At 64.1% G+C, this 25,202-nt stretch carries 22 protein-coding genes; 3 read left to right on the plus strand and 19 right to left on the minus strand.

The genetic code is table 11. From position 1 onward, the window contains the following. Window positions 1–154: 154 nt before the first annotated feature. A complete protein-coding gene (locus tag MAXJ12_RS16550; RefSeq protein WP_008837072.1) occupies window positions 155–1,984 on the plus strand; it encodes an aminopeptidase P family protein in 1,830 nt (609 codons plus the stop codon). A 9-nt stretch (window positions 1,985–1,993) separates the two neighbouring features. Here the strand turns inward: MAXJ12_RS16550 and MAXJ12_RS16555 are convergent, their stop codons facing one another. Both MAXJ12_RS16555 and MAXJ12_RS16560 read right to left on the minus strand, forming a co-directional pair. After that, entirely contained in the window at window positions 1,994–2,290 is a 297-nt protein-coding gene (locus MAXJ12_RS16555; protein WP_008837073.1) for an AzlD family protein, read from the minus strand. After that, window positions 2,287–3,015 (minus strand): AzlC family ABC transporter permease, encoded by a 729-nt coding sequence (locus MAXJ12_RS16560; RefSeq protein WP_008837074.1) that lies wholly within the window; start codon window positions 3,013–3,015, stop codon window positions 2,287–2,289. The genes MAXJ12_RS16555 and MAXJ12_RS16560 overlap by 4 nt, the downstream gene beginning before the upstream one ends. 173 nt (window positions 3,016–3,188) lie before the next feature. Between MAXJ12_RS16560 and MAXJ12_RS16565 the strand changes: the two genes are divergently transcribed. Beyond that, the gene (locus MAXJ12_RS16565; protein WP_008837075.1) at window positions 3,189–3,392 is read left to right on the plus strand and encodes a type II toxin-antitoxin system HicB family antitoxin; all 204 of its coding nucleotides are present in this window, start codon (window positions 3,189–3,191) and stop codon (window positions 3,390–3,392) included. Window positions 3,393–3,408: 16 nt separating this feature from the next. After that, a complete protein-coding gene (locus MAXJ12_RS40030) occupies window positions 3,409–3,645 on the plus strand; it encodes a type II toxin-antitoxin system HicA family toxin (protein WP_008837076.1) in 237 nt (78 codons plus the stop codon). A 6-nt stretch (window positions 3,646–3,651) separates the two neighbouring features. On the opposite strand, the gene ligA is transcribed toward MAXJ12_RS40030, so the two are convergent. The 17 genes from ligA to mraY form a co-directional block, all read right to left on the minus strand. Continuing rightward, window positions 3,652–5,805 carry an NAD-dependent DNA ligase LigA gene (gene ligA / locus MAXJ12_RS16575; protein ID WP_008837077.1) on the minus strand — a complete coding sequence of 718 codons (2,154 nt, stop codon included), beginning with the start codon at window positions 5,803–5,805 and terminating at the stop codon, window positions 3,652–3,654. Between the two features lie 158 nt (window positions 5,806–5,963). Continuing rightward, window positions 5,964–6,869 (minus strand): hypothetical protein, encoded by a 906-nt coding sequence (locus MAXJ12_RS16580; RefSeq protein WP_008837078.1) that lies wholly within the window; start codon window positions 6,867–6,869, stop codon window positions 5,964–5,966. A 119-nt stretch (window positions 6,870–6,988) separates the two neighbouring features. Then, window positions 6,989–8,656: a DNA repair protein RecN gene (gene recN, locus MAXJ12_RS16585; protein WP_008837079.1), complete on the minus strand. Its 1,668-nt coding sequence runs from the start codon at window positions 8,654–8,656 to the stop codon at window positions 6,989–6,991. Window positions 8,657–8,665: 9 nt separating this feature from the next. Then, entirely contained in the window at window positions 8,666–9,535 is an 870-nt protein-coding gene (locus MAXJ12_RS16590; protein ID WP_008837080.1) for an outer membrane protein assembly factor BamD, read from the minus strand. 160 nt (window positions 9,536–9,695) lie between these two features. Continuing rightward, on the minus strand, window positions 9,696–10,646 hold the full coding sequence (lpxC, locus tag MAXJ12_RS16595) for a UDP-3-O-acyl-N-acetylglucosamine deacetylase (protein ID WP_008837081.1): 951 nt from the start codon (window positions 10,644–10,646) through the stop codon (window positions 9,696–9,698). Between the two features lie 280 nt (window positions 10,647–10,926). Then, window positions 10,927–12,591 carry a cell division protein FtsZ gene (gene ftsZ / locus MAXJ12_RS16600; protein WP_008837082.1) on the minus strand — a complete coding sequence of 555 codons (1,665 nt, stop codon included), beginning with the start codon at window positions 12,589–12,591 and terminating at the stop codon, window positions 10,927–10,929. Window positions 12,592–12,661: 70 nt separating this feature from the next. Further along, entirely contained in the window at window positions 12,662–13,972 is a 1,311-nt protein-coding gene (ftsA, locus tag MAXJ12_RS16605) for a cell division protein FtsA (protein WP_008837083.1), read from the minus strand. Beyond that, window positions 13,969–14,910, minus strand: coding sequence for a cell division protein FtsQ/DivIB (locus MAXJ12_RS16610; protein ID WP_008837084.1), 942 nt, complete (start codon window positions 14,908–14,910; stop codon window positions 13,969–13,971). The genes ftsA and MAXJ12_RS16610 overlap by 4 nt, the downstream gene beginning before the upstream one ends. Beyond that, window positions 14,898–15,824, minus strand: coding sequence for a D-alanine--D-alanine ligase (locus MAXJ12_RS16615; RefSeq protein WP_008837085.1), 927 nt, complete (start codon window positions 15,822–15,824; stop codon window positions 14,898–14,900). Before MAXJ12_RS16615 ends, MAXJ12_RS16610 begins: the two co-directional genes overlap by 13 nt. 316 nt (window positions 15,825–16,140) lie before the next feature. Further along, complete coding sequence (locus tag MAXJ12_RS16620) at window positions 16,141–16,485, minus strand: c-type cytochrome (RefSeq protein WP_008837086.1); 345 nt, start codon at window positions 16,483–16,485, stop codon at window positions 16,141–16,143. A 40-nt stretch (window positions 16,486–16,525) separates the two neighbouring features. Beyond that, on the minus strand, window positions 16,526–17,788 hold the full coding sequence (locus MAXJ12_RS16625; protein WP_008837087.1) for a PQQ-dependent sugar dehydrogenase: 1,263 nt from the start codon (window positions 17,786–17,788) through the stop codon (window positions 16,526–16,528). A 256-nt stretch (window positions 17,789–18,044) separates the two neighbouring features. After that, complete coding sequence (murB, locus tag MAXJ12_RS16630) at window positions 18,045–19,010, minus strand: UDP-N-acetylmuramate dehydrogenase (protein ID WP_008837088.1); 966 nt, start codon at window positions 19,008–19,010, stop codon at window positions 18,045–18,047. Beyond that, window positions 19,007–20,413: a UDP-N-acetylmuramate--L-alanine ligase gene (murC, locus tag MAXJ12_RS16635; protein WP_008837089.1), complete on the minus strand. Its 1,407-nt coding sequence runs from the start codon at window positions 20,411–20,413 to the stop codon at window positions 19,007–19,009. The genes murB and murC overlap by 4 nt, the downstream gene beginning before the upstream one ends. Continuing rightward, window positions 20,410–21,537 (minus strand): undecaprenyldiphospho-muramoylpentapeptide beta-N-acetylglucosaminyltransferase, encoded by a 1,128-nt coding sequence (murG, locus tag MAXJ12_RS16640; protein WP_008837090.1) that lies wholly within the window; start codon window positions 21,535–21,537, stop codon window positions 20,410–20,412. The genes murC and murG overlap by 4 nt, the downstream gene beginning before the upstream one ends. A 1-nt stretch (window position 21,538) precedes the next feature. Next, window positions 21,539–22,693: a putative lipid II flippase FtsW gene (gene ftsW, locus MAXJ12_RS16645; protein WP_008837091.1), complete on the minus strand. Its 1,155-nt coding sequence runs from the start codon at window positions 22,691–22,693 to the stop codon at window positions 21,539–21,541. After that, a complete protein-coding gene (gene murD / locus MAXJ12_RS16650; RefSeq protein WP_008837092.1) occupies window positions 22,693–24,093 on the minus strand; it encodes a UDP-N-acetylmuramoyl-L-alanine--D-glutamate ligase in 1,401 nt (466 codons plus the stop codon). The genes ftsW and murD overlap by 1 nt, the downstream gene beginning before the upstream one ends. A gap of 8 nt (window positions 24,094–24,101) precedes the next feature. Next, window positions 24,102–25,184 carry a phospho-N-acetylmuramoyl-pentapeptide-transferase gene (mraY, locus tag MAXJ12_RS16655; protein WP_008837093.1) on the minus strand — a complete coding sequence of 361 codons (1,083 nt, stop codon included), beginning with the start codon at window positions 25,182–25,184 and terminating at the stop codon, window positions 24,102–24,104. Between the last annotated feature and the right edge of the window lie 18 nt (window positions 25,185–25,202).

Consider the following 25,202-nt stretch of genomic DNA (forward strand, 5'->3'; position numbering starts at 1 on the left):
ACGGAATTGCATGGCAGCCATCCCATTTTTGCGTATGCGAGGACGAAAGTTTGCAGCGCAGCATTTCCATCTGGCCCAAGGCCGCTGCGTTGCAAGCGGCTTGGCCGGAAGCTAGGTTCGCACTCTCGATTTTTTCACAACTGAGGCGAGCCCGATGTTCCAGTCTTTCGACGATGTAAGCGACGCCTCTCTGGGCGCGGCGCGCGTGGCGGGCTTGCGCGAATGGCTCGCCGCCAACGACCTCGACGGCTTCATCGTGCCGCGATCGGACGAGCACCAAGGCGAATATGTAGCCCCGGGCTCCGAACGGCTGAAATGGCTGACCGGTTTCAGCGGCTCGGCGGGCGTTGCAATCGTGCTGGCGAAACAGGCCTACATCTTCGTCGACGGGCGCTATACGCTGCAAGTGCGTGATCAGGTCGACCTCGGCGTCTTCACGATCGAGAGCCTGATTGAGAAACCGCCGCCCTCATGGATCGAGAACAATCTGGGCAAGGGCGCCCGGCTCGGCTTCGACCCGTGGCTACACACGGTCGGCGATGTGAAAGCGCTCAAGGCCGCGGCGGAGAAGACTGGGGCCACGCTGGTGGCGGTCGAGCGCAATCCGATCGACCAGCTTTGGCAGGACCGGCCGAAGCCGCCGCTGGCCTCGGTCGAAATCCACCCCATCGCCTTCGCAGGCGAACTGGCCAAGGACAAGCTGGCGCGGCTGGCCCAGGCAATCGGGAAGCAGAAGGCGACCCACGCCGTATTGACCGACCCGTCGTCCATCGCCTGGGCTTTCAATATCCGCGGCGGCGACGTCCCGCACACACCGCTGGCGTTGGGCTTCGCCATCCTCGCCGCCGATGGCGCGCACCAGCTCTTCATGGATAAGCGCAAGCTGCCCACCGAAACCGAAGCCTATCTGACCCAGTTGGCCGACCTGCGCGCGCCCGCCGGTCTGGAATCCGCAATCATCGACCTTGCTCGTTCCGGCGCTGCCGTTTCGCTCGATCCGGCGCTTGCCGCCGATCGCCTGCGGGCGCTGGTGGAGGACAATGGCGGAACTGTCATTTCCGCGCCCGATCCCGCCCGGATCCCGCGCGCCACCAAAAACAAGGCCGAAATTCAGGGCGCGCGCGCAGCGCATCGCCGCGACGGCGCGGCGATCGCGAAAATGCTGTGCTGGCTCGATGCCCAGAAACCCGACACCATCGACGAGATCGCAACCGTCACCCAACTCGAGGGCTTCCGCCGCGCGGTAGGCGAGGAAACCCAGATGCCGCTGCGTGACGTCTCGTTCTCCACCATATCCGGTTCGGGGCCGAACGGCGCGATCATGCACTACCGCGTGTCGCGCGCGACCAACCGCAAGCTGGGCGACGGCGAACTGTTCCTGCTCGATTCCGGCGCGCAGTATCAGGACGGCACCACCGACATCACCCGCACCGTCCCCGTCGGCCAGCCGACCGACGAAATGCGCGAGCGCTATACGCTCGTGCTCAAGGGCATGATCGGCATTTCGCTCCTGCGCTTTCCCGCCGGCACGCGCGGCGCCGACATCGACGCTATCGCCCGCCTGGCCCTATGGGAGCACGGGCTGGACTACGCCCACGGCACCGGCCATGGCGTCGGCTCGTATCTGGCGGTGCATGAAGGCCCGCAGCGCATCGCCAAGACCGGTACGGAAAAGCTGCTCGAAGGCATGATCCTCTCCAACGAACCCGGCTACTACAAGCCCGGCCATTACGGCATCCGGCTGGAGAACCTCATCATCGTCACCGCCGCTGAACAACTGCCGGACGGCGACATAGCCATGCACGGTTTCGATACACTCACGCTCGCCCCGTTCGACAGGCGCATGCTGCGCACCGACCGTCTGGCGCCTGAAGAACTCGCGTGGCTGAACGCCTACCACGCCCGCGTGCTCTCCGAGATCGGACCAATGGTGGACGGTGAAACGCTGAAATGGCTGGAGGCTGCGACCGCGCCGCTGGCTTAGCGCTGGTAGTCAGCCTATCACCTGCCGCAGCGCGATCAGCACGGCAGCGCCGGTCAGGAACATCGGCATCATACCGGCCCTGAGCGACACCAGCCCGGCGACCAGAAGCGCTATCGCCTCGGCCGGACCGGCCGAGACCGCAACCGGCGCGACCAGCGTCGTCAAGACCGCGGCCGGCACGGCGTTGAGCCCGGCCTCGACCCGCGGATGGATGCGCTCGAAGCGCGACAGCACCATATGACCGCCAATGCGGGTCAGATAGGTCATGACCGCGCCGGCCAGGATAATCCAGACGGTCGTGCTCATGGCCTCTTTCCTCCGTTAGCCCTGCCGGGCATTGCCGCCGCAAGCAGAATGCCCGTAACCGCACCGACGGAAACATGCCAAGGCGAGCCGATGGTCTTGTAGGCAAGGATGGAGGCAGCAGCGCTGGCGATCACGATAGGCAGCCAGAGCGGCCGGTTGCGGAAGCCCATGACCAGACCAAGGAAATAGATCGGCAGCAGGAAATCGAGCCCCAGCGCCTGCGGGTTGGGGATCATATTGCCGAACATCGCGCCTAGCCACGTCTCCGCAACCCAGCAGACGTAGATCGGCAGCGCCATGCCCATGTACCAGGCGAAGGTTATCTCTTCGCCCCGCTCGCCCTTGGTTTCGGACTCGGCGTATTGCGGATCGACCAGGAAAAAGAACGCGAACGCCTGGCGCGCGAGCGGCCAGTGGCCGATGCGCCGCCCGACCGCGCCGGAATAGAGAACATGGCGGAAGTTCACGGCAAAGATCGACAGCACGATCAGCCAGGGCGCCACCTTCTGGCCGAACAGCTCGATGCCGACCATCTGGCTCGCGCCGCCATAGATCGTCGCGCTCATCAGGACAGCTTCGAAGACGCTGAAGCCGTTTTCCACGGCAAGCGCGCCGAACAGCAGACCGAACGGCCCCGCGGCGACTACGACGGGCAAGCCCAGCCGCGCGCCGCGCCAGAACGCGCTCGGGCGCCGGGCCTCATCTTGTATCGCTTCGGCGGACATGGCGGCTCCAGGGAAAGGAAGTCTGTGTAGGTAGGTGAGCACCTCTGCCCTGTCACATGAATTCGCTTGAGCCAAGCGATCAGCAGGGTTGAAGTGAGAGGGAGAAATGGCGAGGTGAATTCCGCCACCCGGTAGTGTAATAGGTTGCCGATGAGCAGGCTTTGGAGGCACCCATGAAATTGAGCGTTGTTCTCGAACGAAGCGAAGAAGGCGGCTACTCCGTCTTTGTTCCGAGCCTTCCCGGTTGCATCAGCGAGGGCGAGACGAAAGAGGAGGCGTTGGAAAACATCCGGGAAGCAATTCAGCTGTACCTGGAACCGGTGGAAGACGACATGGGCTTCGGCCCGAATGCCGAGATTGCGGAATTGGCGTTGTGACACTCGCCGCTAGCTCATGACCGAGGCGACAAAAGTCCCAAGCCTGCCCTATGAAAGAGTCATCAACGCGCTCAAGCGAGATGGCTGGGTTGTGATACGCCAGCGAGGCAGCCATATCCGGCTGCAGAAGCGCACGCGGACGGAAGTGCTGAAGCTTACAATACCTGCGCACCGCCCGATCAAGCGTTCAACTTTGTCGCATATCCTCAAGCAGGCCCGTCTCTCCGTGTCCGAATTCCAGGACTTGCTATAGTCCCGCTCAGCGCTGCCCCACCCTTTCGAACCACTGATCCTCGTCGATCACCTCGATGCCGAGTTCCGCGGCCTGCTTCAGCTTGGAACCGGCGCCTGGCCCCGCCACCACGAGATCGGTCTTCTTCGACACCGATCCCGCGACCTTGGCGCCGAATTTCTCCGCCATGGCCTTCGCCTCGTCGCGCGACATCCTTTCGAGCGAGCCGGTAAACACCACCGTCTTGCCCGAAACCGGCGACGACACATCGCCGACGCGCGCCTCGTCGAGCGGCGTGACTTCCTTCAGCAGCGCGTCCACGACTTCGCGATTGTGCTCCTCGGCAAAGAACTCCACGACGGCTTCCGCCACGACCGCGCCGATGCCGCCGACGTCGTTCAGCTCCTGCCAGGCGGCACTGCCGGGATCGCCCTTGCCCTCCGGCGGCACTGCCCCTTCCGCTACCTCGCGAAACGCCGCGAAGCTGACGAAGTGCCGCGCCAGTCGCTTGGCGTTGGTCTCGCCGACGTGACGGATGCCGAGCGCATAGAGGAAACGGGAAAACTCGACCTTGCGGCGATCATCGATCGCTGCGAACAGCTTCTTCACCGAAGTCGTGCCGAAGCCGTCGATGTTCTCGAGCTTCGCAAGCGATTTTTCCTGGCGAGCCTTCAGCGTAAATATGTCAGCGGGCGAGCGTATTCTGAGCGCCGGGTCTTCGGAATTGAAGAAGAACTCGATCTGCTTTTCGCCGAGGCCTTCGATATCCATCGCGCCGCGCGCCACGAAATGGCGCAGGCGTTCCACTGCCTGCGCCGGGCAGATCAGGCCGCCGGTGCAGCGCCGCACCGCCTCGCCCTCCTCGCGCACCGCATGGCTGCCGCAATGCGGGCAGGTTTCAGGGAATTTGTATGGCACGGCATCGGCCGGCCGCTTTTCCATCTCCACGTCGAGGATCTGCGGGATGACGTCGCCGGCGCGCTGGATGATTACCGTGTCGCCGACCCGGATATCGCGGCCCTCGCGGATCGGCTGGCCGCTATTGCCGATGCCCTTGATGTAGTCCTCATTGTGCAGCGTGGCGTTGGTCACCACCACGCCGCCGACGGTCACCGGCTGAAGCCGCGCCACAGGCGTCAGCGCGCCGGTACGCCCGACCTGAATGTCGATGCCGGTGAGGATCGTCGTCGCCTTCTCCGCCGCGAATTTGTGCGCCGTCGCCCAGCGCGGGCTGCGCGAGCGAAAGCCCAGCCGTTCCTGCAGGTCGAGGCGGTCCACCTTGTAGACGACGCCGTCGATGTCATAGGGCAGCGCCGCGCGCTCGGTCTCGATAGCGTGATAGTGCTCGATGATCGCCTCGACCGAATTACAGCGCACCATCCGCTCGTTGACCGGAAAACCCCAATCTGCGAAACGCTGGACCACCTCGAACTGCGTCTCGCCGAGCGGCGCGCTGGTCTCGCCCCATGCGTAGGCGAAAAACCGCAACGGCCGCGTCTTCGTAATCGACGGATCGATCTGGCGCAGGCTGCCGGCGGCCGAATTGCGCGGATTGGCAAAGACCCGGCCGGTCTCGGCCATGCGCTTGTTCAACTCCATGAAATCGTCGCGGCGCATATAGACTTCGCCGCGGATTTCGACCACGTCCGGCGCGTCCTTCGGCAGTTGATGCGGAATCTCGCGAATGGTGTGGATGTTGGCGGTCACGTTCTCGCCGGTTGTCCCGTCGCCGCGAGTCGCCGCGGTGACCAGGCGGCGGTTCTCGTATCGCAGCGACATCGACAGACCGTCGATCTTCGGCTCAGCCGTGAACACCAGTTCCCGGTCCGCCGGCAGCGCCAGGAAGCGGCGCACGCTGGCCACGAAATCGATCACGTCCTGGTCGGAAAAGGCGTTGTCCAGCGACAGCATCGGCCGCGCATGCACCACCGGCCCGAATGCGCCGGCTGGCGCCGCGCCGACCTTGAGCGATGGCGAGTCCTCCCGCACCAGCTCGGGAAATTTCGCCTCGATCGCCGCATTGCGCTGCCTCAGCGCATCATATTCGGCGTCGGAGATCGTCGGCGCATCCTCGGCATGATAGCGCCGGTCATGCTCGGCGATTTCCCGCGCCAGTATTTCAAGCTCCGTGGCAGCCTCGGCTTCGGTCAGGTCGTCGATGGATTTTTCCGTAAGCGGCATGGATGTTTCTCGAGAGAGATCGGGCGGCGAAGTCTTCCGCAAAATGCCAAAAAAAGTAAACCGTCGCGAATGATAGGGCGCGCTTCATCCTCGCCGCGCCTGCATTTTTGCATCCGGCCATTAATCCTTTCCTTGCGTCCGCGAAGGCGGCCGAGAGGTCATGACGTGTCAGTGCGCTCCATGGCCTTGCCGGCAAACCATTGCAGGTCCCTCAGAATCTCATGAACCTCATGAGTGGGCCGGAGGCGGCCGCCGGGCGGGCGGCCGGGACGCAAGGGCCACACGCGGCGGGCTCGGCCGGTATGGCGGCCTTGCCGTGCTAGCGCGTTCGCCGCATCGCGGTTCCTATCTTGCGCACCTGCGGCGTCGCGGTTCCTGTCTTGCGCGCCTGCGGCATCGCGGCGCGCCCGCCAGCGGGCAAAGCGCCGCGCCTGGCCCGGCAGATCGTCCAGCGCCGAGGCGAGCGCCTCGAGGCGCAGCGCCAGACGCGCGGCGTCGACCGGATCGTCGGGCGAAGGCGGTCGCCGGACCACGACGGGATGCGGGGCGACGAGGCCGGGAAAGGAGATGCGGGGAATCCCGCTCGCCGCCGGCCGGCCGAAAGTCCGCCGACGCGGCAGCGGATCGAGAAGGGCAAGGGAGACTGCGCGCCGAGCGGGCGCAGGAAGGCCGGGCTCGGGCCGGAAGCCGCGCGGCATCAGAATGCCGGTGCCGAGCCTGTTGTGCAGGATCGCGGGCCTCGGCTGCGGCTTGCTCAGGCGCGCAGGGGGCAGTTTTACGACAAGTCCTCGCGCCATCACTATGACGAGCCGCCGCGCCGCGGCTTCGGCTGGGCGCAGCAGGCGGAGCACGGCGCGGTGGAGATGGCGCGGAAGGGTTGGGCTACTGCGGCCGGAAAACCCCTCACCAGGTTCGGCTAACGCCTCGGCTTTGCCTCGCCGAGCCGAACCATCCTCTCCCGCAAGGGGAGAGGTAAAGGCGGCGAGCCCGGCCATGGCAACGAGCATAGCCAAGACGCGTTTCAGAGCTTCGCGGTTTCGCTCGATCGCAGCATCCCAGTCCATCGCCGCCTCCTCCATCAAAACGCGCGGGGATTATCGCACGGGCGGAGGAGGGTGTGGATAAAAGAATTTTCGATTGCAGGAAAAGCAGCGGATTCAGGTCAGGCCGGCCTGCATATCACCTAAACGGCGTTCTCGCTGAGCAACCTGCCGGCCGCCGCCCGCGCTTCCTCGGTGATCGTCGCGCCGGCCAGCATGCGGGCGATCTCCTCCTGCCGCGCGCCGCGATCCATTTCGGCGATGCCCGTCGAGACACGTTCGGTTCCGCCCGATTTGGAGATGAGGAAATGCGTGTTGGCACGGGCCGCGACCTGCGGCGCATGCGTCACCGACAACACCTGCACGCGCGCCGACAGCCGCGCCAGCCTCTGCCCGATAGCGTCGGCGACCGCCCCGCCCACCCCGGTGTCGATCTCGTCGAACACCAGTGTCGGCGCCGATCCGCGATCGGCGAGCGCCACTTTCAGCGCCAGCAGGAAGCGCGACAGCTCGCCGCCGGACGCGACCTTCATCATCGGGCCGGCCCGGGTTCCCGGATTTGTCCGCACCCAGAACTCGACCTGGTCTATGCCCTCTTCCATGCGGTTGTCGGGCTCGCTCGACATCTCGACGATGAACTCGGCGCGTTCGAGCTTCAGCGCCGGCAATTCGGCCATCACCGTCTTCTGCAGGCCGATCGCCGCGCCCTTGCGCAATTCGGAAAGGCGCTGGGCGATCTCGTCATAGGCGTCGCTGGCGGCCGCCGCCTGCTTTTCCAGGACGTGAAGCCGCTCTTCGCCGGCGTCGAGATCGGCAAGGTCCGCCGCCATCGTGTCACGCAGCTGCGCCAGATCGTCGACCTGCACATTGTGCTTGCGAGACGCTGCGCGCAGCGCAAACAGCCGCTCCTCGGCCTTTTCAAGCCGCTGCGGATCGAATTCCGTCGCACGCATCGCAGCCTCGACGGCCGATTGCGCGGCGTCGAGCGACAGCATGGCTTCGTCCAGCGACGTGACGACCTCGTCGAGCAGGCCCGGAACTTCGCCGGCCTTGCGCTGCAGCCGCCGCAGCAGGCTCGCAAGCTGCGGCAGCGGCGATTGCGGCCCAGACAGCACATCCTGCGCATCCTGGATCTCGGACGCGATCTTCTCGGCCCGCATCATGCTGGTGCGGATTTCGGCGAGCTCGGTTTCCTCGCCGGGCTGCGGGTCGAGCTGCGCGAGTTCGGCGACGGATGCGCGCAGATAATCGGCTTCGCGGGCGGCCGCCGCCACCTTGGCGCGGTGGCGAGCCAGTTCCTGCTCGCCGTCACGCCAGCGCCGCCACGCCTCGCCGCAAGTCCGGACTTCGCCGAGCAGACCGCCGAACGAATCGAGCAGGTCCCGATGCGCGCCGGGGTCGACCAGAGCCCGCTCGTCATGCTGGCCGTGGATTTCAACCAGCGCCCGGCCGATGTCGCGCATCAGAGTCACGCTGGAAGGCTGGTCGTTGACGAAGACGCGGGTGCGCCCGTCCGCCGTCTGCACGCGGCGCAGGATGATGTCGCCGTCATCGTCCAGCGCATTCTCGGCGAGCAGCATGCGCGCTGGGTGGTTACGCGGCACGTCGAAAACGGCGGAGACCTGGCCCTGCGCTGCGCCGTGGCGCACGAGCGATGCATCGCCGCGCGCGCCCAGCGCCAGCGAAAGCGCATCGAGGAGTATGGATTTGCCGGCGCCGGTCTCGCCGGTCAGCACGGAAAGGCCGGCCGAGAAATCGATGTCCAGCCGTTCGATCAGGACGATATCGCGGATCGACAGTCTGGAAAGCATGAAACCCGCTTAGGCGCCGGTAATCAGCTTTCCGGCCTTGGATATCCACGAACCGGCATTGTCGCGCGGCTCGAGCCCGCCGGTCTGCAGCAGCGTATAGGAATCCCTGTACCACTGGCTGTCAGGATAGTTCTGACCCAGCACGGCCGCGGCCGTCTGCGCTTCCGATGTCAGGCCCATCGCGTAATAGCTCTCGGTAAGGCGAGCCAGCGCTTCTTCGATGTGGCGAGTGTTGGAATAGTTCTCGACCACATAGCGGAACCGCTTGACCGCCGCGATATATTCGCGCCGCTCGAGATAGTAGCGGCCGATCTGCATCTCCTTGCCGGCAAGCTGGTCGCGGGCGAACCGCACCTTTTCGCGGGCGTCGTCGACATATTCGGATTCGGGCCAGCGCTGCACCACCTCTTCCATCGCCTCGATGGCGCGGCGCGATTCCTTCTGGTCCTGCGTCACGTCACGGATCTGCCGGAAATAGCTCAGGCCAACGATGTACTGCGCGTAGGCGGCGTCTTCACTGGACGGATAGAGCGAGACATAGCGCTTGGCCGAGTTGATGGCCTCGTCATACTTGCCCTGACGGTAATTCGCGAAAGCGCCCATGACCATCGATTTGCGAGCCCATTCCGAATAGGGATGCTGGCGGTCGACGGCATCGAACTTGCGGCTGGCTTCCGTGAGGCGGCCGGCATTGAGGTTGGCCAGACCCTGATTGTAGAGCACGTCCGCCGGCTCGGTCTGGTCCACATAGGTCGCCAGATCAATGTCGTCTTCCGTCGACATGCAGCCCGACAGGACAAACGGCGCAGCCAGAACCGACAGAGCCAGCAAGGCCGTCCGCAAGGGCTTTTTCGCTTCAGCAGCGCGCTGGAGAATCATGATCGGAACGGCCCCTCTCGGCGTCATTTCACTTGGAAATTGCAGCCATAAACCATAACTGCTTCTGCACGGCAAACGCTATCGCCCGGCATTGGCGCATTTTTGTGGCGCGCCCTCTACAGCCAAGGCGGCGACAACATCGCCGCCGCCTTTCGCTGGTTTAAAGCATCCAGGGCGCAAAGACCGGCGCATTGACGGCGATCATTTCGGCCTGGCGGCCGCGCTCGCGGCGGGTCGTCTCTACGATCTCGAAAGCCGAGCGGTCCGAAAGCAGACGGCGCAGCGCCGAGGCGTTGAGCTTGTGGCCGCCGCGATAGGAGCGGAAGCAGCCGATGAAACGCGCGCCGGCAAGCGCCAGATCGCCCATCGCATCGAGCGTCTTGTGGCGCACGAACTCGTTCGAATAGCGCAGCCCTTCGACGTTGATGACGCGGCTGTCGTCGCCGATAACCACCGAATTTTCCAGCGACGAGCCGAGCGCGTATCCGGCGGCCCAGAGCCGCTCGACATCCTTCATGAAGCCGAAGGTGCGTGCGCGCGCAAGATCGCGGCGGAAGAGATCGGGCTCGATGTCGGCGGCATAGGACTGCCGGCCAACCGCCGGGCTGTCGAAGTCGATCTCGATCTCGAAGCGTGTGCCGCCATAGGGACGGAACTCGCCCCAGGATGCGCCATTCTCGATTCGAACCGGCTTGAGAACGCGAATATAGCGCCGCTTGACTGTCAGCGTCTCGATGCCGGCCTGGTCCATGGCGTCGACAAACATTGCCGCGCTGCCATCGAGGATCGGCACTTCGGCGCCGTCGATCTCGATTGAGACATTATCGACGCCGAGGCCGAACAATGCGGCCATGACATGCTCGACGGTCGCCACATGATAACCGGACGGATCGCCCAGAACCGTGCACAGCGCCGTACCGCCGACCTCCGAGACCAAGGCCGGCAATTCGCGGCCGAGGCCGCCCTCACCCGTATAATGGAACACGATCCCAGTATCGGGATCGGCCGGATGGAAATGCATTGTAACTTGTTTTCCGCTGTGAACGCCGATGCCCGACAGCGTCACACGCGATTTGAGAGTTGTCTGATAGTCGTGCAAGTCGATCCCCATATGCCCATTTGATCCGTCCGCTACACGATCCCAAATGTGTGCGGCTCTTGATTTTGTCGGCCTGCAGGACATCATCCCCAAAACTCCCTGCATGCCATTTCTTTCGGCGGCGAAGATAGTCTTACGGCGAAGAGACTCCAAATCACGGATTCTTACCCCGTGTTACGCCTGCACTGCTTGCAGCAATCGACCCAACATTTTGATTTTTCTACTATTTTAAACGCCGACGGGCGGGCAAAATAGCGCCCGCCCGTTAAGCTTGATTACCGTCCGTTAACGTTCAGTTGGCCTGGCGGCGCAAAAACGCCGGAATCTCCAGCTGATCGTCTTCCTGAGTCGCCCTCGGCTGCGGCTGAAGACGGCCATGTTCGTCGAGTTGACCGCGGCGCGGCGCGTAGAGCTGCGGGTCCTGGCTGGCTATACGCCGCGCTTCCGGCGCGGGCTGGCGCAGCTTCGGCTCGCGCGGCTGGGCCGGCTGCAGGCGCGCCGGTTCTTCTTCGCGACGCGACAGGCCGTTGGTCAGCCGCTTCAGCAGCCCCATCGGCCCGCTGCTTTCATGGTCGACCGGGCGGCTCTTGGCCTCGACTTCCGCCTTAACGACGGGCGGGAAGTCCTCGACACGCGGCATGCGCGGCTGCGCGACGGCTGCCGGCTGCATCTCCCGCACCGGCTGCGGTTGCGGAGCCGGAGCCATCATCTGCGGCTGCGCGGGCTGTACCACCGGCTCGGCCGGCGGGGCCTGGAACAGCTTGCTCTGCGGACGGAAATCATCCTGCACCGGAACCGGCCGCGGCGCCGCCATGGCGGCGGCGTTCTGCTCGGCCATGCGGATGGCCTCGGCGACCGGATCGGCGCCGCGGACTTCCATCTGCGGAGCCTGCTGCACAGGAGCCTGCACCGGCCGCGATTCGGCGGCCGGACGCGGAGCCGGCTTCATCGGCTGGCGGATGGCGATCGGCGCAGCGGCGATTTCAGCAGCCGTCTTGTCGATGCCGGTCGCAACCACCGAGACGCGGATGACGCCTTCGAGTTCTTCGTCGAAGGTGGCGCCGAGGATGATGTTGGCGTCCTGATCGACTTCCTCGCGGATGCGGGTAGCCGCCTCGTCGACCTCGAACAAAGTCAGGTCGCGGCCGCCGGTGATCGAGATCAGCAGGCCCTTGGCGCCGCGCATCGTCGTCTCGTCGAGCAGCGGGTTGGCGATCGCGGCTTCCGCCGCGGCCATTGCGCGGCCTTCACCCGATGCTTCGCCGGTGCCCATCATCGCCTTGCCCATCTCGCGCATCACCGAGCGGACGTCGGCGAAGTCGAGATTGATCAGGCCTTCCTTGACCATCAGGTCGGTGATGCAGGCCACGCCCGAATAGAGCACCTGGTCGGCCATGGCGAAGGCATCGGCGAAAGTGGTCTTGTCATTGGCGAGACGGAAAAGGTTCTGGTTCGGGATGACGATCAGCGTATCGACGCACTTCTGCAGTTCCTCGATGCCGAGATCAGCCGTCTTCATGCGGCGCTGGCCCTCGAAGTGGAACGGCTTGGTCACCACGCCGACGGTCAGGATGCCCTTCTCGCGCGCCGCACGCGCGACGACGGGAGCAGCGCCGGTGCCGGTGCCGCCACCCATGCCGGCGGTGACGAAGCACATATGGGTGTTCGACAGGTGGTCGATGATCTCGTCGATGCACTCCTCGGCGGCGGCGCGCCCGACTTCCGGCTGCGAACCTGCGCCGAGACCTTCGGTGACATGCGCGCCGAGCTGTATCAGGCGATCCGACTTGGACATGGTCAGCGCCTGCGCGTCGGTGTTGGCTACGACGAATTCGACGCCGCGCAGCCCTGCCGTGATCATGTTGTTGACAGCGTTGCCGCCACCGCCGCCGACGCCGAACACAGTGATGCGTGGCTTAAGCTCGGTGATGTCCGGCTTTTTCAGATTGATGGTCATTGTCTTCGTCCTTTGCCTTTTCCCGCCGCTTGCCGCTGCGGCCGCCTATGGGGCTGTCCCCGTCGAATCTCTAAAAACTGTCTCTCAACCACTGACTCATGCGATGAAACTTCCCCCCCGTCCCGGTCATCCGCAGCCGGGCGAAACCACTCGCTTGAGCGCTTTCGAAACTCGCCACCTGCGGATAGATCAGAAGACCGACCGCCGTCGCAAATGCTGGCCCCTTGGCCGCCTCGGGCAGCCCGGCAACGCCGAGCGGACGCCCGATGCGAACGTTGCGGCCAAGAATTCGGCGCGCCGCTTCCGGCAGGCCGGAAAGCTGGCTGGCGCCGCCTGTGAGCACCACGCGCTTGCCGACCGCGTTGCCGTAGCCGGACTTGTTCAGACGGTCGCGCAATATCTCCAGGGTCTCTTCGATGCGGGCGCGGATGATGCGGGTCATCACCGAACGCGGTATCTGCAGCGGCGCCTCGCTGTCGTCGCTGCCGATTGGCTGGATCGAGACGAGGTCGCGGTCGTCCGCGCTGCCGGGCAGCGCCGAGCCGTGCATCACCTTCAGCCGCTCGGCGTCCTCAAGCCGCGTCGACAGCCCCTTGGCCATGTCCATGGTGACGTGGCTGCCGCCGACCGGAATGGCGTCGCCATGGACGAATTTTCCGTCGGCAAAGACAGAGATCGTCGTCGTGCCGCCGCCCATGTCGATGCAGGCCGCGCCCATTTCGAGTTCGTCGTCGACGAGGGCCGCAAGGCCGCTGGCATAGGGCGTCGCGACCATGCGCTCGACCGACAGATGCGAGCGGTTGATGCACAGCTCGAGATTGCGCAGCGGGGCCGCATCGCCGGTCAGGACATGCATGTCGACGCCGAGCGTATCGCCGACCATGCCGCGCGGGTCGCGCATGCCGCGCTCCGCGTCGAGCGAGAAGGCGACCGGCAGCGAATGCACGACTTCGCGCTCCGCCTTCAGCGCCTGCTTGGAACCGGCGGCCAGAACGCGCCTGATGTCGGCGGCGTCCACTTCATGGCCGCCGAGATTGATCGTCGCCGAGAACGATTTGCTCTTGAGGCGGCCGGCAGTGAGATTGACGATGAGCGAATCCACCGTCAGCCCGGCCATGCGCTCGGCCGCGTCCACCGCCAGCCTGATCGCGTGCTCGGCGCGGTCGAGATCGATGACGACGCCGGATTTAACCCCTTGTGACTTCTGGTGGCCGATGCCGATCACGCGCGCCTGGTGGGTGCGGCCCTTGAGAAGCTGGCCTTCCTCACGCGGCTTGAGCTTGGCCACCACGCAGCACACTTTGCTCGACCCGACGTCGAGCACTGTGACGATGCCGGAGCGGCGCGTCTGGGCGTCCTTGCGGCCGACGAGCCAGCTCATATCCTCTTCTCCGGCTTGATCTTGAGGCCCTTGAAGCGCTCGCTGAGCGCCGCATTGCGGCGCACCGCGGCTTCCGGCGTCAATTGCACGACAAGGCGGTCCGGCAGACGCATGTCGACGGAAGCGATGTCGCGCGACAGAAGCCCGCTCTCGCGATCCATCCGCAGCAGGTCGGCGATTGCTTCGTCTTCGCCGGCTTCGGGAAGTTTTACGGTGATGCCGTTTTCGAGCCGCAGATCCCAGCGCCGCTCCGACACGCGAATGTAGCCCTTCACCCGCGCCGCGAGTTCTGGAAACTGGCGGATCTTGCCGATGAAATCCGATGCGTGGCCGTTCGCGCCATAGCCGATGACCAGCGGCAGCATTGCGTGGCGTCCGCCTGAATAGGGTGCAATGACATTGCCCGCTTCGCCGACGACGGCGAGCTGACTGCCGTGCTGCCACAGCGCGAAGGGCTTGCGCTCCTCGATGCGTACTTCGAGCGCGTCGGGATAGACCTTGCGCACGGACGCGACCTCGACCCAGGGCAATTGCGCAATGCGTGCGCGCGCCTCGTCGGCGTTGAAGCCGATCAACGAAGTCCAGCCGTCGAGCTCCAGTCTTTCCAGCACATCGATCTCGGATGTTTCATAGTGGCCGGCGACGCGCACCTCGTCGACCGCGAAGCCGGTTCGGGCGGTGACGGCCTGGACGAAGGCCGGCATATGGCCGCCGACATAGGCGCCGTAGAGGCTGCTCGCTCCAAGGAAAACGGCGGTCATGATGGTCGCGCAGAAGGGCGGCGGCGTGAAATCGCCGCTGCCGAGACGGGCAGCGACGCGCGCGGGCCGGCGCAGCCAGCGCGGCAGCACGAAATGCGGCGCGGAAAGCCAAGCGCCAAGGACGCCCGGCATGGCCGCGTCCGTCCTTTGGGCTTGTCCCGACTTCAACGCGAACACGAAGCGTCCTCCACCATCCAACTCAACAGCTCGCCGAAGGAATGTCCCGCTTCCGCGGCGATCTCGGGCACAAGCGACGTCGGCGTCATGCCCGGCTGGGTGTTGACCTCGAGCCAGATGAGCTCGCCATTTTCGGAATGACGGTCGTCGTAGCGGAAGTCCGACCGGGTGACGCCCCGGCAGCCGATTGCTTGATGTGCCTTGAGCGCCAGTGTCTGTATTTTTTGGTAAATATTTAGTGAAATTTTAGCGGGGCAGACGTGTTTTGAGCCGCCGGGAACGTATTTTGAATCATAGTCGTAGAAGGAATGGCCGGTCGGGATGATCTCGGTCACGCCGAGCGCCACGTCGCCCATCACCGCGCAGGTCAACTCCCGCCCGTGGATGTAGCGCTCGACCATCACCGCGTCGCCGTATTTCCACTCCGCCGAACCGATCACCTGCGGCGGATGCGACTGATCCTCCTTGACGATGACAACGCCGAAGCTCGACCCCTCATTGACCGGCTTGACCACATAAGGCGGCTTCATCGGATGCTTGTTCCCGATGGAGAACCGGCTCATCACCTTGGATTCGGCAACCGGAATGCCGGCGAGCTTGGCGATCTTCTTGGACAGTTCCTTGTTCATCGCCAATGCAGAAGCCAGCACCCCGGAGTGAGTGTAGGGAATTTCGAGATATTCGAGCACGCCCTGGATTGTGCCGTCCTCGCCGAAAGGCCCATGCAGCGCATTGAACGCCACGTCAGGCTTCAATTCCGAAAGGACCCGGCCGACATCGCGCGTGACGTCGACACGCGTCACCCGATAGCCCTCAGCCTCCAGCGCATCCGCGCACGAATTTCCTGAAGACAGGGACACGGGCCGCTCGGAGGAGAACCCTCCCAACAATACGGCGACGTGTTTCTTCGACATGCTTCCGCAATCCCCATGCGAACCGGCTACGCACCGTTTCCTAAAGTTGAATCCGAGTCTTCCGGCGGTTGCCCCCCAGACGGAAAACGCGTCATCGACTCAAATCAGGAAACGCTTTTGTCCAAAGAATCAGAGACTGGATTCCGTGGCAAGCCCCGAGGATTCAATCGGATTCACTTTATGTAAAAAGAACGCGGTTGTGGCTGGGTTGCAGCGCAAAAATCGGCGGTAGGAGGTAGGCTTGCGGCGGCGCACGCTTCTGTAAGACGTGGCGCGCCGCCGCTGCAAAACGAAAAAAGGGCACAATTCACGCTTGCTAAGGTTCCTGTACCGCAATCTTGATCGAGGCGTAGTAGGCGGCAAGATTGGCAATATCCTCCTCGCCCAGAGTTGGCGCCACGACCGACATCTGCGGATTCTTGCGCTCGCCGGTCTTGTAGGCAGTTAGTGAGCGCACGAGATAGAGTTCGTTCTGCCCGGCGAGATTGGGGGCGTCGGGCAGTTTGGCAATCCCGTCGAGGCCATGACAAACCCGGCACATTGCCGCGGCCTGCTTCTTTCCTGCCGCCAGATCTCCCCCAGCCTGAGCGTCGATGACGCAGGCCGAAATCGCGGCCAGCAAGAAACCTGTCAGGCGCACGGCGCACTCCAGCTTTGCCATGGAACAACGCCGTGCCGGGGGCCCCGGCACGGCACCAGTGCTATTCACCGTAAGAAATCCGCCAAATCGCGCCAGCCAGATCGTCCGAGACGAGCAGTGAACCGTCTTTGAGGACCTGAACGTCGACCGGGCGGCCTAGATACTCGCCATTCTCGTTTAGCCAGCCTTCGGCGAACACTTCAGTCTTGTCCGCAGTCCCATCCTCTTTCAGCGAGGTGAACAGCACCCGGGCGCCAACCGGATCCACGCGGTTCCAAGAGCCGTGCTGGGTCGAGAAGATGCCGCCACGGAATTTTTCGGGGAACTGCTTGCCGGTGTAGAACGACAGCCCGAGATCGGCCGCGTGAGCGTCCTGCTCGACCTCCGGGAAGATCACGCCCTCGGGCACTGTGGCGTCCTTGTACTCGACCGTGCGCGTTTTGCCGCCGCCGTACCAGGGGAAGCCGAAATTCTGGTCCGGCCCGGTAACACGGTTCATTTCGCCCGGCGGGATGGTGTCCCCCATGCCGTCGACCTGATTGTCGTTTACCCAAAGCGTCTTGTCCTTTGGATTGAAATCGAGACCGAGGGGGTTGCGCATTCCGCGCGAGTAGATCTTCCGGTCGGAACCGTCCTGCTTCATGCTGACGACGCCGCCGATGCCCAGTTTCTCGAATTCCGGAAGGATGTCCGCCGCCGGCACGTTGAATGGCTGGCCGATGGTAATGTAGAGGCGGCCATCGGGGCCGACGCGGCAGGTGCGCGCCGTATGATTGTAGCTCTCATCCGATGCCGGAATCAGTTCACCCTGCTTGACGATCGCGAAGGCGGCCACATCAGGACCTTCGTAGAAGAACTCGGCGGCCGGGAACCATAAAACCCGGTTCTGTTCGGCGAGATAGAGGTGGCCGTCTTTGGAGAAACAAACCCCATTCGGCACCGCCATCTTGATCGACGGTGCGAAGACTTTGACGTCATCGGCGACGCGGTCCTTGTTTCGGTCGGTTACCGAATACATCAGTTCCTTGCGCGTTCCGACAAAGGTGACGACGCCTTGCGGCCCTACCGCCATATGGCGGGCATCAGGCACGGCTGCATATAGGCTCACCTTGAATCCGGCCGGAACTTTTATTTTGGCGGCAATAGCCTTGAGCGCCTCGATATTCTCGCCGGTCTGCTGGATTGGCTCCATCATTGGCGTGCCGGTAGTCTTGAAACCACCCAACTTTTCAAGATTGCCTGTATCGGGCGCCGACTGAGCAAATGCCGCAGTCAGCCAAAAAGCGGTGGTGCATGACAAGGCGAAAGCAGTCTTCTTAATCATTACATCCTCCCTTGGCCCAGCAAAGGGTATCTCACCTACCAGACGTCACATCACCGGGCTGTTGCTTTGTGAGACCCCCCAATTCGGCAGCTTCCCGACTGCGGGCGCCGCAATGCTGAGTAATGCATGAATTGGTAGGACTGACAAATAGGTATTCAGCCGCCGCGATGGCGCGCCCGCAAGGCAACGTTCCATCCCCTGTCGAAGGTAGGCCGACCCACCAACGTCCAGAGCCGCCCCTAACCGAACCGTGCCGCTACAGCAATCGCCCCAAAAACTCGTCCACCTCATGCCCCGGCTTGAAATTGCCGATGCGCTTGATTTCCCACTGCAGCCTTATGCCGGAATGTTCGAGCACCCGCGCGCGCACGGTTTCGCCTAAAAATTCAAGGTCGTAGCCGGTCGCGTTGCCAGTGTTGATCATGAAGTTGCAATGCATCGGCGACATCTGCGCCCCGCCGATCATCAGCCCGCGGCAGCCGGCCTTGTCGATCTCCTTCCAGGCAGACGTGCCTTCCGGGTTCTTGAAGGTCGAGCCGCCGGTCTTCTCGCGGATCGGCTGCACCGTCTCTCGATGGTGCTGCACGGCGTCCATATCGGCCTTTATCTTTGCCTTGTCTTCCGGATAGCCCTCGAACAGCGCCGAGGTGAAGATCAATTCAGCGGGTGCTGAGGAATGGCGATAGGCGTACCCCATCTCGGCGTTTGTCAGCGTATGGACCTTGCCCTTGCGGTCCAGCGCCCGGACCTCCACCACCCGCTCGCGTGTCTCGACGCCGTTGGCGCCGGCGTTCATGCGCAGCGCTCCTCCGATCGCGCCGGGAATGCCGTGGAAGAAATGGAAGCCGCCTATGCCGGCTTCCAATGCGACGGCAGCGACCCGCTTGTCGGGCGTCGCCGCGCCTGCCCGTATCTGCGTCTCCGAAACCGCCTCGGCCTCGCCGAAGCCCTTGGCCGAAAGCCGGATGACGAAGCCCGAAATGCCGCCCTCGCGCACCAAAAGGTTTGAGCCAATGCCTACGACGGTCAGCGGGATTTCGGCAGGTAGCGCCTTCAGGAAGGCGGCGAGATCCTTCTCGTCGGCCGGCTGGAACAGCGCATCGGCCGTGCCCCCGGCGCGGAACCAGGTGATTTTGTCCATCTCGGCATTGGGCGTGATGCGGCCGCGGATCCCGGCGAGCCGGTCGCCGAGCCTGGCCAGCAGCGCCTCGCCGCGGTTCATGCCGCTTCCCCGCCGAGTTCCTTCGGCAGCGCATAGGCCCATTGGGTGATGTTGCCTGCGCCCAGGAAAACCACGAAGTCGCCTGGTTTGGCTATGTCGCGCACGATCGGCGCGATTGCTGCAGCGCCCTCGATGTAACGTGCGTCGCGGTGCCCGCCGGCGCGGATGCGGCCGACCAGCGCGTCGGAGCTGACGCCGTCTATGGCGTCCTCGCCAGCCGCATAGACCGGAGCCACCATCACGGTGTCGGCGTCGTTGAAGCAGGCGGAAAAATCGTCGAACAAATCGTGCAATCTCGTGAAGCGATGCGGCTGCGCTATCGCGATGACGCGGCCGCCGGTGGCGTCGCGCGCCGCCCTGAGCACCGCCTTGATCTCGACCGGATGGTGGCCGTAATCGTCGAATATCTGCACGCCGTTCCACGAACCCGTACGCGTGAAGCGACGCTTGACGCCGCCGAAGGATGACAAGCCACGCTTGATCGCCTCGGCGGAGAGGCCGAGTTCATGCGCCACCGCAATCGCCGCCGTGGCGTTGGCCACATTGTGGCGGCCGGGCATGGGCAGGCGCAGATCGCTGATAATCTCCGCCCCGCCGGTCTTGCGGTTGCGGATGATCACGTCGAACTCCGACACCGCGCCGTCCATGCGATGGCGCGTAAAACGCACGTCGGCCTGGGTGTTCTCGCCATAGGTGATGACGCGCCGGTCCTCGATGCGCGACACCAGCGCCTGCACTTCCGGATGGTCCGTGCACATCACGCCGAATCCGTAGAACGGAACGTTCTCGACGAACTGGCGGAACGCCTCGCGCACCTTGTCGAACGTGCCGTAATGGTCGAGATGCTCGGGGTCTATGTTGGTGACCACGGCGATGTCGGCCGGCAGCTTCAGGAAGGTGCCGTCGCTCTCGTCGGCCTCCACCACCATCCACTCGCCCTCGCCCATACGGGCATTGGTGCCGTACGCATTGATGATGCCGCCATTCACGACCGTCGGGTCGAGCCCGCCGGCGTCGAGCAGCGTCGCCACCATGGATGTCGTCGTCGTCTTGCCATGCGTGCCGCCGATCGCCACAGCCTGGCGGAAGCGCATCAGTTCGGCGAGCATCTCGGCGCGGCGCACGATCGGGAGCAGCTTTTCACGCGCCGCCATCAGTTCGGGATTGGATTTCTTGATCGCCGTGGAAACCACCACCACCTCGGCGTCGCCGAGGTTTTCGGCGCGATGGCCGACGAAGCACTCTATGCCCTTGTCGCGCAGCCTCTGCACATTGGCGCTTTCGGCCAGGTCGGAGCCCTGCACGCGATAGCCGAGATTGTGCAGCACCTCGGCAATCCCGCTCATGCCGATGCCGCCGATTCCGATGAAGTGGACGAGGCCGATCGTCTGCGGCATCTTCATGGCCGCGCTCCCTTTTTTAATTCAGCTACCGCTTTGCCCGACGCAATAGCCTCTGTCAGGTCGGCGAGCAACCGCGCTGCGTCCGGCCGTCCGGCCAGTTTGGCGGCTGCGGCCATCGAGGCGAGCTTGCCCGGGTTTTCCATCAGCCCGCCAACTAGCGACATGAGCGCCTTTGTCGACAGCGTCGATTGCGGATGCACCTGCGCGCCACCGGCAGCCGCGAGCGCTGCCGCGTTCGCCGCCTGGTCATGGTCCAGCGCATGCGGATACGGAACCAGCAGCGCCGGCCGGCCGATCACCGCTATCTCCGACACCGTCGACGCGCCGGATCTCGATATCACCAGATGCGCGGTCGCCATCCTTGCAGCCATATCGGTGAAGAATGGCAGAACGTCGGCCTCCACGCCGATCTCGTGATAGGCGGAACGGACGCGCGCAACGTCCTCGGCTCGCGCCTGCTGCGTCACCTTCAGTCGGCTGCGCTGGCTCGCGGGGAGTGCTGCGATCGCCGGCGGCACCGCCTCGGAAAAGAACTGCGCGCCCTGGCTGCCGCCAAACACCAGCAGCCTGAACGGCGCGAAAGGTCCGGACGAAGCATAGGGTGTTTTCGCCGCCTCGATGACCGCGGGGCGCACCGGATTGCCGGTTATCACGATCTTGGCGCCGGCGCCGCTCGCGCTCTCGCTCAGGAAGCCGCCGGCGATGGCGTCGACGCGAGCGGCGAGCGCCTTGTTGGCGCGGCCCATCACCGCGTTCTGCTCGTGAATTATCGTCGGCACGCGCCGCCTTGTCGCCGCATAGAGCGGCGGCAAGGTCGGGTAGCCGCCGAAGCCGACCACCACGGCGGGCTGGATCTTGCGGATCACCTCCGAAGCCTGCCTGACGCCGCGCCAGATTGTCCAAAAGGCGCCGGCCAGCGCAAAGGGATTGCGCGAGCCGAAAGTGGCCGAGGCGATCGGATGGATATGCGCGGCCGGAAAATGCCCAGCGTAGCGCTCCGCGCGCTCGTCGGTCGCCAGATCGACCCGCCAGCCGCGCTCGATCAGCTCGTGCGCCAGAGCTTCCGCCGGAAACAGGTGGCCGCCGGTACCACCGGCGGCCAGAAGGATCGTGCCCTTGGCCATTCTATTCCGCCGGCGCGGGCCGCCGCGGGAGCTCGGGGAAGCCGAGCTGCTTGCGTTTCTCCGGCTTCTTGCGCGTCAGCGCCAGCACCATGCCCATGGAGATGGCGATGGCGATCAGCGACGAGCCGCCATAGGAGATGAACGGCAGGGTCATGCCCTTGGCCGGCATCATCTGCAAATTCACGCCCATATTGATGATCGACTGGAAGCCGAACACGACGACCAGCCCGGCCACCGCATAGCGAGTGAAGTCGTCATGCTCCTTGAGCGCGGTGTTCAGCCCGCGCAGCACGATGAAGGCGAAGATGCCGAGGATGAGGAAGCAGAGCACGATGCCGAACTCCTCGCCGGCGACGGCGAAGACGAAGTCGGCATGGCTGTCGGGAATGACGCGCTTGATCGTGCCCTCGCCCGGCCCGACGCCGAACCAGCCGCCCTGCACCACCGCCTCGCGCCCCATGTCCACCTGGAACGTGTCGCCCTCGCCGGTCAGGAAGCGGTCGATGCGGCCCGCCACGTGCGGGAAAATGGTGTAGGCGCTGATCGCGCCGGCGGCCCCGATCGCGCCGATCACGATGATCCACAGCCAGGGCATGCCGGCCATGAAGAACATCACGCCCCAGGTGCCGACGACCAGGATGGTCTGCCCGAGGTCGGGCTGGGCAACCAGCAGCGCCATCACCAGTCCGAGCAGGATCACAGCAAACAGATTGCCGGGAATATCGGGTTGACGCGCATGCTCGGCAAACAGCCACGCGCAGACGATGACGAAGGCGGGTTTCATGAATTCGGACGGCTGGATCGACATGCCGAAAAGCGAGATCCAGCGATGCGCGCCCTTCACCTCGACGCCGATATAGAGCACAGCGACCATCAGCAGGAGCGAACCGCACAGCATTACCAGCGCCAGCCGCCGCACCTCTCTCGCCTCCAGGAACGATACCGATATCATCGCCGCCAGAGCCGGGATCATGAAGATGATCTGGCGGGTGGCGAAATGGAAGCTGCCGAGGCCGATGCGCTCAGCCACCGCCGGACTGGCTGCAAACGACAGGATGATGCCCAGTCCCATCAACGACAGGAAGGCCGCGAGGAACCAGCGGTCAACCGTCCACCACCATCTCGCGACAGGGCTCCTGTCCAGTCTGCTAGCCATCAGCTCAGTCCTCCGATAGGTCTGATACCCTCGATAGCATTCACAGCTTGCCTGAAGGCTTCGCCGCGAATCTCGAAATTCTTGTATTGGTCGAAACTGGCGCAGGCCGGCGACAGCAGAACCACCGCCTCGCCTGCATCGTCCAGAGCCGCGTCGCGTGCCGCATGCTCCACGGCCGCAGCCAGTGTGCCCGAAATTTCGTAGGGCACAGCCTCGCCGAGCGTCGCTGAGAAAGCCGGCGCGGCCTCGCCGATCAGATAGGCCTTGGCGACGCGCGGGAAGAACGAGCGCAGCGGCTCTATTCCGCCTTCCTTCGCCAGCCCGCCGGCAATCCAGTAGATGCGCGGGAAGCTCGACAGCGCGGGCGCCGCGGCGTCGGCGTTGGTGGCCTTGGAGTCGTTGACGAAAAGCACATGGCCCTTGCGGGCGACCTGCTCCATGCGATGCGCCAGCCCGGGAAAGCTTTCGAGCCCGGATTGTATCTCGCCGAGTTCGAGCCCGACCCTCACGCAAGCCGCAACCGCGGCCAGCGCGTTTTGCGCATTATGCTGGCCGCGCAGCGAGCCGATGCCCTCGAGGAAGGCGATCCGGCTGTAGCGCCCGTCCTTCGCTTCCATGATGTCGGCGCCGTCGGCGAAATAGCCGTCGGTCAGCGGCAGCCGCTTGGATATCCGCACGACGTCCTTGCCCACCCGCTCCAGCCGGTCGGCGATTTGCGCGCAGTAGACGTCGTCGACGCCGATAATCGCGGTTTCGCTGCCCGACACCAGCCGCTCCTTGATCGAGACGTAATGCTGCATCGTTCCATGGCGTTCCAGATGGTCGGGCGTCAGGTTAAGCAATATGCCGGCCGTCGGATTGATCGAGGGACCGAGATCGATCTGATAGGAAGAGCTCTCGACGACATAGTGCCGGTCGGGCTCTGGCGGATCGAGCGTCATCACCGCGCGCCCGATATTGCCGCCCATCTGTGTGTCGCGCCCGGCGGATTTCAGGATATGTGCGGTTAGCGCCGTCGTCGTCGATTTGCCGTTGGTGCCGGTGATGGCGATGAAGGGAGCGTCTGGCGCTTGGCGACTCCGTTCGCGCGAAAACAACTCGATATCGCCGATCACTTCCACGCCGGCGCCACGCGCGAGTTCCACGGCCCAGTGCGGCTTTGGATGCGTCAGCGGCACGCCGGGCGACAGGACGAAGGACGAAAATCCCTGCCATTCGGCGGAGCGCAAATCGCCAGTCGCGATCGAATGCGAATTGGCGTTTGCCACGCTTTGGGGATTGTCGTCCCAGGCCAGCACTTCGGCCCCGCCCTCGATCAAGGCGAGCGCCGTCGCTATCCCCGAACCGCCAAGCCCGAAGAGTGCGACACGTTTTCCGCTGAACGACCGCGCTGGAATCATCGCATTCCCTATCGCAGCTTCAGGGTCGAGAGCCCGACCAGCGCCAGGATGACGGCGATGATCCAGAAGCGGATCACCACCTGGCTTTCCGTCCAGCCGAGCTTTTCGAAATGATGATGGATAGGCGCCATCAGGAACACGCGCCGGCCGGTCATCTTGAAGAAGCCGACCTGTATGATAACCGAAAGCGCCTCCATAACGAACAGGCCGCCGATGATGGCCAGAACTATTTCGTGCTTGGTGGCGACCGCGATTGTGCCGATCAGCCCGCCAAGCGCCAGCGAGCCGGTGTCGCCCATGAAGATCGCCGCCGGCGGTGCGTTGAACCACAGGAAGCCGAGCCCCGCGCCGATCACCGCGCCGAGAATCACCGCCAGTTCGCCGGTTCCCGGCACGAAGTGGATCTGCAGATACTCGGCGAAAACGGCGTTACCCGAGAGGTAGGCGATAACGCCGAACGAGGCGGCGGCGATCATGATCGGCACGATCGCCAGCCCGTCCAGCCCGTCCGTCAAATTGACGGCATTGCCTGCGCCCACGATCACGATGCAGGCGAACGGAATGAAGAACCAGCTGAGATTGATCAGGAAATCCTTCACGAACGGAAAGGTCAGCGACGACGAGAACGGCTCCTGTCCGTTATGCATGATCGCCCAGGCGGCAATCGCCGCGATCACGAATTCGATGCCGAGCCGCGCCTTGCCGGAAAATCCGAGATGCGACTGCTTGGTCACCTTCAGATAGTCGTCGTAGAGCCCGATCGCGCCGAAGCCCAGCGTCACCAGAAGCACTACCCAGACATAGACGCTGGTTATGTTGGCCCAGAGCAGCGACGAGCCGACAATGCCCGAAATGATCATCAACCCGCCCATTGTCGGCGTGCCGGCCTTCTTGAAATGCGTCTGCGGTCCGTCGGCGCGGATCGGTTGGCCCTTGCCTTGGCGGATGCGCAGCGAATTGATGATCATCGGCCCGAAGATGAAGACGATCAGCGCTGCCGTGATCAGCGCTCCGCCTGTCCGGAACGTAATGTAGCGAAATATGTTGAAGACCGAGACCTGGTCCGCAAAATTGACGAGCAGCGTTAACATGCGTCCCCCGGATACTGC

This window comes from Mesorhizobium alhagi CCNWXJ12-2 (assembly GCF_000236565.1).
GTDB lineage: Bacteria > Pseudomonadota > Alphaproteobacteria > Rhizobiales > Rhizobiaceae > Allomesorhizobium > Allomesorhizobium alhagi.